The following is a 12055-nucleotide window of genomic DNA, read 5'->3' on the forward strand; positions in this document are numbered from 1 at the left end:
CACGAAGTCACTAAGATGTATCGGCTCTTCCGGCAAAACGAATAGGACTATCTTTACAATTGTGGGTAATCCTGAGGTTCTTCGCGGGCGCGGCGCGACAGTCTGCGCAGGGGACGCGTGCCCTGGAATTTATAGTCGTTTTCGATCGCCGGGCCCGGGCGGAGTGAACCGCAGGCTGGCTCCTGATCGCCGCGGCCCCCGTCGCGGATATCGTCGAGCATCGTAACAAACCGGCGGCGCTATCTCAATTGAGAAAGCGTCCGAAAGCGGCCCGCTTCGCGCGCGGATTTTTCCCGGGCGAATATCGAAGTCGTCCGGCCTTGGGAATCCGGCGGGCTGTCACGCCACCTGAACGCCGAACACGCGATTGCGGCCCGTCTGCTTCGCGCGATAAAGCGCCTCGTCGGCGGCGCGCAGCACGGCGGCGAGCGTCCTTCCGGGCTGGCCCGGCGCGTGTCCCCGCGACTGCTCCGCGTGCCCCTCCGGCTGCCACGTCGCCACGCCTATGCTCACCGTGACCTTGTGCAATTCGCTTCCCGCATGCGCGATGCCGAGCGCCGCCACCGCCTGACGCATCGTCTCCGCGTGCTGGAGCGCGCCTTCGCGGGCGGTGTGCGGCAGCACCACCACAAACTCTTCACCGCCATAGCGCGCGGCCACGTCGCCCGCACGCGAGAGCCGGCCCGCGATGCACTTCGCCACGGCCGACAGCACATCGTCGCCGGCCTGATGACCGTAGGTATCGTTGTAGCTCTTGAAGCGGTCGATATCGACGAACAGGATGGAGAGCGGCTGGCCGCTGCGGTTGGCGCGGCGCCATTCGCGTTCGAGCAGTTCGTCGAGCGTGCGGCGGTTGGAGAGGCCGGTCAGGCTGTCGAGACGCGCGAGCATCATCAGCGCCGACTCGGCTCGCGCGCGCTGGCGCAGCGAATACGCGAACATCAGGTTCAGCACCGCGAACGCGAGCCCGAAGGCGCCCATCACGATGCCGATGTGCCATGCGCGCGTGCGCCAGTTCGCATAGATGTCGGTCTCGGCCGTCGCGATTTCGACGATCAGCGGCAAGCCCGGCAGATGCCGGTACGAATAGATGCGCTTCACGCCGTCGATCGACGCGACGTCCGGAAACTGCCCTTCCGCCGCCTGCGACATCTTCGTGAAGGGCCCGGTGCCGCGCAGGTCGCGGCCGATCATCTGCTCGTTGTACGGCGAGCGCATCAGGAGGGTGCCGTCCTCGCGGATCAGCGCCATCGTGCCGTGCGGCCCGAGCGCGAGGCCCGACATCAGGCGATGGAAGTATTCCAGCTGCAAGGCCATCACCACGATCCCGCCGAACGAGCCGTCCGGATTGTCGATGCGCCGCGAGAGCGCGACGCTCGGATCGAGCTTGCGCATGCGCGAGCGATACGGATGGCTGACATAGAGCCCGGCGTTGCGCGTGTTGAGATGAACCTGGAAGTAGTCGCGATCCGCGAAGTTGGCCGGCGCGGGGTCGTTCAGGCGCGAATCCATCACGACGTCGCCGCGCGCATCGAACACGAACACGGCGCCGAGATATTCGGCGTCCGCCGCGCGGTCGAACAGATAGCCGCGCCGAATGTCCGGCGGCAAGGAGGCGAGCCGCGGGTCGTGCACGCCGTCGACCACCGCCTGCAGCGAAAGGTCATACAACTGGATGTTGCGGGCGATGTCGCGCTCGATGACGAGGATCGTGTTGCGCGCGCCGTCCTGCGCGCGGTCGAACGCGTCCTGGCGGGCGTCCCACAGGATCGCCCCGCAGATGGAAAACATCGCGATCAACAGCAGCGTGCCGCCTGTCAGCACCCAGCGGGGCGACACGAACAGATGGGTTACGCGCTCGAACTGCTTGGGCATGGAGAGTCGTCTGGGTTGGCTTTGCCTGGCAATGTGGCCTTGTCTTTTTTTAGCTGGAAATTGGCGGTTCAAAGCCGCCCGTGGACGCTCAATATGTCAGAAACTGCGCATCCGAAGCAAGCGACCCGGTTTTCGATGCATCGGCAGCAATCGTTTCACGCGCCGCGCACGGCCGGACACCGGTTTCGAATGCGGTGTCAAGAGTCTGATTTGATGTAGTTCCTTAACCCGCGCCGGCCTTTTTGTAGGGGCGAAAGGCGATTGACGCGCTTTACGAGTTGACACATATTTGACCTGTCGCTTCCCTATATCTGAGCATTCCCCGCATAGGGAGAACGAAGGATTGCTGCTCGCGAGACCTCGCGACGTTGCGCGCGAAGTCCGCACGCATGGCGGCATGGAAACACGCACATGTCCTTCGAGGGCTTCAGCATGACTACCCGTCTGACCTTTCCTGCATCGATGTTCTCCGTGGTTTGCCAGCGCTGCGGCAGCACGCTGCGCAAGAGCGCGGACAGCTGCCCGAACTGCGGTGCCGACCGAGCCGCCGCATTCGGCGAAGGGCACGCCAAGACGCGCGGCGCGGAACGGGAAAACGAACGCGGCGGCATGTTCAAGCCGGCAGGCGCGGCCGCAGCGGGAGCGGCCGCAGGCCCGGCGCTCGCGGCGGCGGCTCCCGTGGCCGGCGCCGTGCCGCCATCGGTCGCACGTACGCCCGAACCCATAGCGCCTGCCTCGCCTCCCCCTTCGGTCGCCGCTTCCGGTACCGCCGCCAAGGCCGCGCCGCCGCTCTCACTCGAAGCAGATCCGGACGTTCTCCCCGACTCCGAAGGATGGAACCGCCGCAAGACGGTGATCGCCAGCGTGTGCGCGCTGGCGCTGCTCGCGGGCGGCACGGCGTACATGCTGCACGACGGCAGCGCCGACGACGAAGACGCGCCGCCGACCACCCAGCACAGCGCTTCCGGCGCGATCGACGCGAGGCCCGGCGGCCGCGCGCAAGGCAGCGCCCTGCCCGCGACGCCGACTGCACCGGCGGTGTCGGCGGCAACCGAAAAACGTCCTTCCGCCGACGACCGGCCGATGTCCATCGGCGATACCGTGCTGGCCGCGCGCCGCGCGATGGAGCAGCACGATCTGACGGCCGCGCGCAACCGGCTGAAGAGCATTGCGCCAGCGCAGCAAACGAGGCCCGACGTGCAGCGTCTGAAAGACGACCTTGCGCAGCGCGAACTGGAACGCGACGCCGCGCTGCAACTCGCGCGGGCATGCGAGAAGACGTCGGCCTGGGCATGCGTGCAGCAGAACGCGGGCGAGGCGCTCGCGCTCGACGGCAGCAATACCGAATCGCAGGCGATGCTCGAACGCGTCATCACGCACGCGGGCTGGCTCGCGGGCACGCCGCCGATCGCCGCGAAGAAGAAAGCGGCGCCGGACGGCGCAGGCGCCGTGCCGCCCGCCGCAACCGCCGCGACCGTTCCCCCGGCCACCGCCGCCGTGCAGCCTGCGACGCCGCCCGCCAATGTCGCCGCAGCGAAGCCGGCGCCTGCCGTCGCACCGGCACCGGCGCAGACGCAGACGCCGCCGCCCGCAACACAGAAACAGGCTGTCGCCGCTGCGCGCACACCCGCAGCGCCGCCGGCGGAGACACCCGCCACCTCCACCGAGACCCACGCGACAACCACGCCGCCGCCCGCGCGCGAGAGCCGGCGCTCGGCCAGTTACGGGCGCAGCGCACCTTCGTCGGCGATGGCCGATGTGACCGTGATCCCGGCGCCGGCCATTTCGCCGCCGCTCCTGCCGACAACGCCCGCCACGTCGACGACGGCTGCCACGCGAGGCGCGGCGCCGGTGACAGCAGCGCCGCCATCGGCCGCACGCGGCACGGCGACCACCGTGACGACGATGGCGCCCGCGGCTGCGGAGCATGCCACGCCCGCCACGACCGCCGCCACGACCGCGACGACGCATAGCACCGCCCCGACGACGGCCGCGACAACGACAACGACCTCGACAACGACGAGCACGGCGCCCACGTATGCTGCGCCGGCACCGGCGCCTGCCGCGAGAGTCGCAACGGTGATTCCGTCGACCGCCGCAGCCGTGACGACGAACGCGCCGGCGAACACCATGACAACGACAGCGCCCGCCCCGGCTCCGATACCCGCGACGGCCACCCGCACGGCCGCCGTCACGGGCAACACCCCGGGGAGCACGGGCGCGACGGAGACCCGGCCCGCCCCTCGCGCGCCCCTTCCCGATGGCGAAAACGCCGACGAACTCGAACGCGCGATCAAGCAGTTCGGCTGGAGCGGCGGCGACTCGATGCCCAAACCATCGCGCTGAGTTCAGCAAACGGTCGTTGATCGCCGGACGCGCGGCCCGCTGGCGGCGTCGGTCCGGCAAGAAGACAGCTCGCGCGCCGCCCTGCCGGCGGCGCGCGAGGTCGCCCGAGTTTCGCAGCACCCGTCCAACTCCGATACAAAGGGTAAAACATGCACTCGTCGAAATTCATGCGCTGGGGACTCGCCTTCCTTGTCCTGTGCGGGCTTTACGGTGTCGCGACCAGAGCGCTCGCCGCCGATGTCCCGTACAAGATCGTGACCGGCCCCGAGCGCGGCACCTATATCCAGATCGGGCAGGATCTCTCGAAGATCGTCGCCGATCCGGCCGGCATCGACCTCGAAGTGCTGGCGTCGAAGGGGTCGGCGGAGAACGTCCAGCGCATGCGCTACGAGCCGAACGTGAAGTTCGCGCTGGTGCAGTCGGACGTGTATCAGGCGTATGTGGACATGGCGACCTCGGGCAACGCCGATGCTGGCAAGATCATCCAGCCGCTCAGGCTCATCATGCCGCTCTATGACGAGGAGATCTATTTCGTCGTGCGCTCGGACTCGCCGCTCAAATACATCCACGAGATCAAGGACAAGAGCATCAGTGTCGGGCTGATCGGCAGCGGCACGGCGCAGTCGTCGGCGACGCTCTACCGGCTCATGTTCGGCGAGCCGATCCCCGACCAGAACGCGCAGCACTACAGCAACGAGGACGCGCTCGCAAAGCTGATCGTGCGCAAGATCGACGTGGCGATCATCGTCGCCGGCCAGCCCGCCAAGCTCTTCCAGGACATGAATCCCGAACTGCTGCAACAGATCAAGCTGCTGCGCCTCGACCCCAGCGCGCCCGAAACCGCGCGCGCCAAGCAGACCTACTTCCCCGCGACGATCCGCACGTCGAGCTATCCGAACTGGATCCAGGAAGAGACGCCGACGCTCACCGTCAAGGCCTTTCTCGTGACCTACGACTACGGCCTGAAGGGCACGGTCGGCACGCTGACGAAGTTCGCCGATTCGCTGTGCGCGAACTTCGACAATCTTCAGGCGAACGGTCACCCGAAGTGGAAACAGGTTCACCTCGAACTGCCGCCGCTCAGCCGCGGCTGGAAATACTATCCGCCGATCGAGAAGCACTTGCGCGCGTGCATCGCGCGAAGAACGGCCGCCGCCGATGCGCCGCCCAAACCGGAGCGCACCGCGACGCGTCGCGAGCCGGCTGCGCAGGCAGCGAAGAAGCCTGCCTGCACCGCGCAGGAAAAAGTGCTGATGCTCTGCGAGTGACGTCGCTGCCGGCCGGGGCTTTGGGCTCAGCGCCTGAGTCCCGGCATCAGCGTGGCGAGGCGGCGAAAGCCGCCGTCGATCGATTCGACGCTCGCGCCGCCATAGCCAATCAGCACGCCCTGCTCGCGCCGCTCGCCCGCGTAGAACGGACCGATCCCGTACACGCCGATCGACGCATCGAGCGCGGCCTTCACCACTTCGTCTTCGTCCCACCCGCGCGCGAGTCGCGCGACGAGGTGAATGCCGGCCGTCGCGGGCATCGGTTCGAACGCTTCGCCGAGTTCGCCCGTCAAGAGGTCGATCAGCGTTGCGCGCCGCTCGGCGTAAGCCTTGTGCATGCGCCGCAGATGCTTCGCGAATTCGCCGTTCAGCATGAAGGTGCCGAGCGCCGTCTGCGTGAGCATGCAGCTGTGCCAGTCGCCGGCCCGCTTGGCCGTCCAGAGCGGCTCGCGCAGCGACGCGGGCGGCACCACGTAGCCGATCCGCAAATCCGGAAAGAGCGTCTTCGAAAACGTGCCGACATACGCCACGAGCCCGGCGCGGTCGAGGCTCTTCAGCGACTCCACGGGCCGTCCCTCGAAGCGGAATTCGCCGTCGTAGTCGTCTTCGACGATCACCGCGCCATGACGCTTCGCCCACTCCAGCAGTTCGACGCGCCGCGCGAGGCTCATCGGCATGCCGAGCGGGAACTGGTGCGAAGGCGTCACGTAGACGAGCCGAGCGTGCTTCGGCAGGCGGTCGACGACCAAACCCTCGCGATCCACCGGCACATGCGCGAGTTTCGCGCCGAGCGCGGCGAAGAGCGCGCGCGCCGGCGGATAGCCCGGCTCCTCCACCGCGACGACGTCGCCCGGCTGGATCACGACGCGCGCGACGAGATCGAGCGCCTGCTGCGCGCCCTGCGTCACGACCACGTCCTGCCAGTTGCACACCACCGCGCGGCTGAACGCAAGATAGCGCGAAACCCCGAGCCGCAGTTCCTGCTCGCCACCCGGATCGCGATAGGTCGCGACGCCGCCGCCCGCGCGCTGCTGCGTCCGGAGCGCCTGATTGATGCAGCGGCGCCAGACGTCCCACGGAAAGAGGCGCTTGTCGGTCACGCCGCCCTTGAAGTCGAAGTCGAGGCGGGCGTCGGCGGGCGGCATCGGGATCGACATGCCGGCCGGCATCGCACCCCAGATGCCCGCCGCCCGCGCGCTCGCCGACGACGGCTCGAGCGGCGCCGCCGGCAGCCGCGCAAGGCCTTCCGCGACGAAGGTGCCGTCGCCGGCGCGCGTGCGCAGGAAGCCTTCCGCAATCAGGCGCTCGAAGACATCGAGCGTCGTCTTTCTCGACACGTTGAGTTGCGCGGCGAGGTCGCGCGTGGACGGCAGGCGCGCGTTCGCGGCGAGCCGCCCTTCGACGATGCCCGCGCGCAACTGGCGATAGATCTGGCCGGTGAGGTCGCGCCGCCCTTCCAGCGTGATGTGAATTTCCACGAGTTCAGCTTCGGCGGCGGGTCAATGCAGCGGCCCGCCGAACAGCTGGCCGCAGAGAATCTTGCCGGTATCGGAGAGGCGCGCCGTGCCCGTGCCCGTCTCGTCGAAGGTCGTCTCGACGATCCCGCCGTCCGAGAGCGCGGTCAACTGACGCCGCAGCGCGCTCATCGGCAGGCCGGACTGCTTCGAGAGCTTCGCGAGCGACCACGCGGCGCCCGGCGTCTCTTCTTCCGCGCGCCACAGTTGCGCGAGCACGGCGGCGAGCGCCGGATCGATTGCACCGTTTGTTTCGTTCACTGGAGTCTCCTGTTGGCGAGAGCCGGCGCTTTTGCGCCTCGCTCTCGTCCCATGCAAAGCTTTCACGCCATTTTTGCCGCGAGTTCCCCGAGCGTGCGCAACGCGCCTTCCGTCTGCGGCGTCCACGGATAGCTGTAGTTCAGCCGGATGAAATGGCGAAAGTCGTTCTTTGTCGAAAACATGTAGCCGGGACCGATCGTGATGCCGTGCGCGAGCGCGGCCTGGTAAAGCTGCATCGAATCGACGCGCAGCGGCAGTTCCACCCACAGCACGTACCCGCCCTGCGGCGACGACACCCGCGTGCCCGCCGGAAAGAAGCGCTGCACCATCGCGCTCATGATGCGCGCCTGCTGCCGGTACGCCTTTCTCACCTGCCGCAGATGGCGATCGTAGCCATCCTGCCGCAGGTAGTCCGCGACGGCGACCTGCGGCACCGAAGGCGTCGTGAGCGTGTTGAGGAACTTGAGCTTCTCGACCTGCGCGCGAAAGCGTCCGGGCATCGCCCAGCCGATCCGGTACGACGCAGTGAGGCTCTTCGAAAACGACGCGCAGTGCAGCACGAGCCCTTTGGTATCGAAATTCTTGAGCGTCGAGGGACGCGTCTCGCCGAAATACAGCTCCTGATAGACGTCGTTTTCGATCACGGGAATCTCGTGCGCGGCCAGCAGCGCGACGAGTTGCTCCTTCTTCGCATCCGGCATCTGGAAGCCGAGCGGATTCTGGAAATTCGGCATCACCATGCACGCCGCGATCTGCTGCTTCCCGACGATCTGCGCGAGTACGTCGAGGTCGATGCCGTCGGCCGGATGGGTCGGCACTTCGATCGCGCGCATGCCGAGCCGCTCGATCGCGTGGAGCATCGCGTAGTAGGTCGGCGATTCGACGGCCACCGTGTCGCCCGGCTTCGCGACCGCCTGCAGGCTCAGGTTGATCGCCTCGGTCGCGCCGACCGTGATGATGATCTCGTCGGGATCGACCGGGACGCCGTTCTCCGCGTAGCGGCGCGCGATCTGGCGGATCAGTTCGGGATTGCCGGGCGGCAGGTCGTCAATCAGGTTCCAGCTCGCGTGGCGCCGCGCGATCGCGTTCGCGTACTGGTTGATGCGGCGCCAGGGGAATAGCGTCGGGTCGGGGTACGGCGAGCCGAGCGGCACGGCGTCGTTCGCGCGGATGCTGCGCAGCGTCGAAAGCACGAGCCGGCTCACGTCGACTTCCGACGCCACGGCGCTCACCGGCGCTTTTTTCGACGCGGACTGCGCCGGCGCCGCCTCCCGCACGAAGTAGCCCGACTGCGGCCGCGTCTCGACCACACCGCGGCTTTCCAGCAGCGCATAGGCGTGCAGCACGGTCTTGATGCTGACGCCGTGCTGCTGGCTCGCGTGCCGCACCGACGCGATCCGCTCGCCGGGCGCGAACACGCCGCGCCGCACGGCTTGCTCGATTTCGTCGGCGAGTTTTTCGTAGAGCTTCAAGAGTCGGCTTTCGAGTCGGGTTGAGGAAGTCTATGACAAATCGCCGCAACTGTATCCCTTGATTTTGCTGTTTTCTGTGCGCCGCCGCGTTTTCGGAACACAGTACGCTTGAGTCCATCGGCAAAACCGCCTGAATCGACCAGCCCAGTCATGAAAAAATCCGAAGCCCGCATCGAACCCTATACGCACCCCGCCGCGGGCTGGGGCGCGCTTAAATACGTCGCGATCAACCTGATCAAGGAAAAGGTGACGGGCGGCAACTACCGCACGCTGCTTTCGCAGAACCAGCCGAACGGCTTCGACTGCCCGGGTTGCGCATGGCCGGATCGCGAACACGCGTCGACCTTCGAATTCTGCGAGAACGGCGTGAAGGCCGTCGCCGCCGAAGCGACCAGCAAGCGCGTGACGCCGGCGTTCTTCGCGCAGCACACGGTCGCGGAGTTGATGGCGCAATCGGATTTCGAACTGGAGCAGCATGGCCGCCTGACCGATCCGCTCGTCTACGATGCCGCGCTCGACCGCTACGTGCCGATCGCCTGGGACGACGCCTTCGCGCTGATCGCCCGCCACCTGAACGCGCTCGACGACCCGGACCGCGCCGCGTTCTACACCTCGGGCCGCGCGAGCAACGAGGCCGCGTTCCTGTACCAGCTGTTCGTGCGCATGTACGGCACCAACAATTTCCCCGACTGCTCGAACATGTGCCACGAAGCGACGAGCCGCGGCCTGCCGCATACGGTCGGCATCGGCAAGGGGACGGTGACGCTCGACGACTTCGAGCACGCCGACACCCTGCTCCTCTTCGGCCAGAATCCCGCGACCAACCATCCGCGCATGCTCGGCGAACTGCGCGAGTGCGCGAAGCGCGGCGCCACGATCGTCTCGATCAATCCGCTGAAGGAGCGCGGGCTCGAGCGCTTCGCGAGCCCGCAGCATCCCGTCGAAATGCTCACTATGGGCAGCACGAAGATCAGTTCCGTCTTCATCCGGCCAAAGCTCGGCGGGGACTTCGCGCTGATCAAGGGCGTCGCGAAGCGCGTGCTCGAACTGGACGACGCGGCGCTTGCAACCGGCGGCGAGCGCGTACTCGACGTCGAGTTCATCGACGCGCACACGGTCGGCTTCGAGGACTTCGCCGCCGACCTGCGTGCCGAAAGCTGGGACGCGATCGTCGCGGAGTCGGGCGTGCCGATGGACGACGTGCTGCAACTCGCCGACATCTACGCGAAGGGACGCGCCGTCATCTCGACGTGGGGCATGGGCCTCACCCAGCACAAGAATTCCGTGCCGACGGTGCAGATCCTGTCGAACCTGATGATGATGCGCGGCAATATCGGCCGGCGCGGCGCGGGACTGTGCCCGGTGCGCGGCCACTCGAACGTTCAGGGCGACCGCACGGTGGGCATCGAGGAGCAGCCGACGCAGGAGTTCCTCGACCGCCTCGGCGCGGCTTACGATTTCGAGCCTCCGCGTGAACACGGGCTCGACGTCGTGAACACGATCCAGGCGATGCTCGATGGCCGCGTGAAGGTGTTCATCGGCCTCGGCGGGAATTTCTCGATCGCGACGCCCGACACGCCGCGCACGTGGCAGGCGATGCGCGCGTGCGACCTGACCGTGCACATCACGACGAAGCTGAACCGCAGCCACCTCGTGCACGGCCGCGACGCACTGATCCTGCCGACGCTCGGCCGCACCGAGATCGACATGCAGAACGGCGTCGCGCAGGGCGTGAGCGTCGAGGATTCGATGAGCATGGTGCATATTTCGTACGGCATGAACAAGCCGGCGTCGCCGAATCTGTTGTCGGAGATTGCGATCGTCGCTCGCATGGCAGAGGCCACGCTCGGCAGCGGCAAGGTCGACTGGCTCGCGCATGCGAACGATTACGCGCTGATCCGCGACGGCGTCGCGAAGGTGATCGACGGCTTCGAGAACTACAACGAGCGGCTCGCTCACCCGGGCGGCTTTCATCTGGGCGTGGCGTCGCGCGAGCGCATCTGGAAGACGCAGAGCGGCAAGGGGCAGTTCCTCGTGCACGCAATCGCCGTCGATACGCCGATTCACCGCGCCCGCCAGCGGCATGGCGAACGCCTGATGACGTTGATGACGACGCGCTCGCACGACCAGTACAACACGACCATCTATGGCCTCGACGACCGGTATCGTGGGGTGTACGGGCAGCGGCGCGTGCTGTTCGTGAATCGCGAGGATATCGACATGCTGGGGTTCGAGCCGGGCGAGCGGGTGGACATCACGAGCGTCTGGGACGATGGGGTCGCGCGGCGCGTGGACGGGTTCCTGCTCGTCGAGTACGACATTCCGCGCGGATGCCTTGGCGCTTACTATCCGGAGACGAATCCGCTAGTGCCGCTAGAATCCGTCGCCGATGGCGCCGGGACGCCGACTTCCAAATCGATCCCTGTACTGCTGACGGCCTCGGAGCTTGTGCTGGCGGCTTGATAAGCCGGTTCATGCGGCTGGACGGGACATCCCGGGCGAATATGCCGCGGACTTACTTTTCGTCCTTGCGGCCCGGCAAGACAGCGCTCAGGACCTGCTTTGCCGTATCGAGCAGCATGTGGCTCTGGTCCGGATCGCCCTTCATCAGCGTGGTCGCGAACGCCTTCGCCTGTGCCATCGTGATGTGCGGCGGCAGCGGCGGGACGTTCGGATCGGCTTTCACTTCGATAACAACGGGACGATCCGCGGCAAGCGCTTCGTCCCACGCGGCGCCCATGCGCTCGGCATCGTCGACGTAGATGCCCACAAGGCCGATCAGTTCGGCGAACTTGTGATAAGCCACCGACGGAATGTCCTGCGACGCCTCGAACTTCGGGTCGCCTTCCATCACGCGCTGCTCCCAGGTGACCTGATTCAGGTCCTGATTGCTCAACACCATGCAGATCCAGCGCGGGTTCGCCCATTGCTTCCAGTACTTCGACACGGTGATCAGTTCCGCCATGTCGCTCATCTGCATGGCGCCGTCGCCGACGAGCGCAATGACCGGACGATCCGGAAACGCGAACTTCGCGGCGATCGCGTAAGGCACGGCCGCGCCCATCGAAGCGAGTCCGCCGGAGAGCGAACATTTCATGCCGCGCTGCACTTTCAGGTCACGCGCGAACCAGTTCGCGCACGAGCCCGAATCGCTCGTGACGATCGCATCGGCGGGGATTCGCCGCGACAGTTCCCACACGCTGCGCTGCGGATTGACACCGCCCTTCGCCGGTTCGAGCGCACGCTTTTCCAGCGTCTTCCACCAGTCGGCGGTCCAGCCTTCGATCTTCTTGCGCCACGCGCGGTCCGTCTTTTCGGC

Annotated in this window: 9 protein-coding genes; 3 read left to right on the forward strand and 6 right to left on the reverse strand. The window is 66.9% G+C overall.

What is annotated here, in order from left to right:
• Positions 1 to 53: 53 nt before the first annotated feature.
• Together AWB81_RS46055 and AWB81_RS36915 are read right to left on the reverse strand one after the other, a co-directional pair.
• Positions 54 to 221, reverse strand: coding sequence for a hypothetical protein (locus AWB81_RS46055; protein ID WP_159938998.1), 168 nt, complete (start codon positions 219 to 221; stop codon positions 54 to 56).
• Positions 222 to 339: 118 nt separating this feature from the next.
• Positions 340 to 1875: a sensor domain-containing diguanylate cyclase gene (locus tag AWB81_RS36915; protein ID WP_062642847.1), complete on the reverse strand. Its 1536-nt coding sequence runs from the start codon at positions 1873 to 1875 to the stop codon at positions 340 to 342.
• A gap of 432 nt (positions 1876 to 2307) precedes the next feature.
• On the opposite strand from AWB81_RS36915, the gene AWB81_RS36920 reads away from it, so the two are divergent.
• Both AWB81_RS36920 and AWB81_RS36925 read left to right on the forward strand, forming a co-directional pair.
• Positions 2308 to 4221 (forward strand): zinc ribbon domain-containing protein, encoded by a 1914-nt coding sequence (locus AWB81_RS36920; protein ID WP_097189886.1) that lies wholly within the window; start codon positions 2308 to 2310, stop codon positions 4219 to 4221.
• A 149-nt stretch (positions 4222 to 4370) separates the two neighbouring features.
• Positions 4371 to 5489 (forward strand): TAXI family TRAP transporter solute-binding subunit, encoded by a 1119-nt coding sequence (locus tag AWB81_RS36925; protein ID WP_062642852.1) that lies wholly within the window; start codon positions 4371 to 4373, stop codon positions 5487 to 5489.
• A 26-nt stretch (positions 5490 to 5515) separates the two neighbouring features.
• Here the strand turns inward: AWB81_RS36925 and pdxR are convergent, their stop codons facing one another.
• The 3 genes from pdxR to AWB81_RS36940 form a co-directional block, all read right to left on the reverse strand.
• Positions 5516 to 6967 (reverse strand): MocR-like pyridoxine biosynthesis transcription factor PdxR, encoded by a 1452-nt coding sequence (pdxR, locus tag AWB81_RS36930; protein WP_062642854.1) that lies wholly within the window; start codon positions 6965 to 6967, stop codon positions 5516 to 5518.
• A gap of 21 nt (positions 6968 to 6988) precedes the next feature.
• Positions 6989 to 7243, reverse strand: coding sequence for an ArsR family transcriptional regulator (locus tag AWB81_RS36935; protein ID WP_374730544.1), 255 nt, complete (start codon positions 7241 to 7243; stop codon positions 6989 to 6991).
• 83 nt (positions 7244 to 7326) lie between these two features.
• Entirely contained in the window at positions 7327 to 8736 is a 1410-nt protein-coding gene (locus AWB81_RS36940) for an aminotransferase-like domain-containing protein (RefSeq protein ID WP_062642857.1), read from the reverse strand.
• Between the two features lie 150 nt (positions 8737 to 8886).
• Here AWB81_RS36940 and AWB81_RS36945 point away from each other — a divergent pair, with 150 nt between their 5' ends.
• Positions 8887 to 11199 (forward strand): FdhF/YdeP family oxidoreductase, encoded by a 2313-nt coding sequence (locus AWB81_RS36945; protein WP_062642858.1) that lies wholly within the window; start codon positions 8887 to 8889, stop codon positions 11197 to 11199.
• 52 nt (positions 11200 to 11251) lie between these two features.
• On the opposite strand, the gene AWB81_RS36950 is transcribed toward AWB81_RS36945, so the two are convergent.
• A partial coding sequence (locus AWB81_RS36950) for a thiamine pyrophosphate-dependent enzyme (protein WP_235026098.1) occupies positions 11252 to 12055 on the reverse strand: 804 nt, incomplete at its 5' end.

This window comes from Caballeronia arationis (genome assembly GCF_001544975.2).
In the GTDB taxonomy this organism is placed as follows: Bacteria; Pseudomonadota; Gammaproteobacteria; order Burkholderiales; family Burkholderiaceae; genus Caballeronia; species Caballeronia arationis.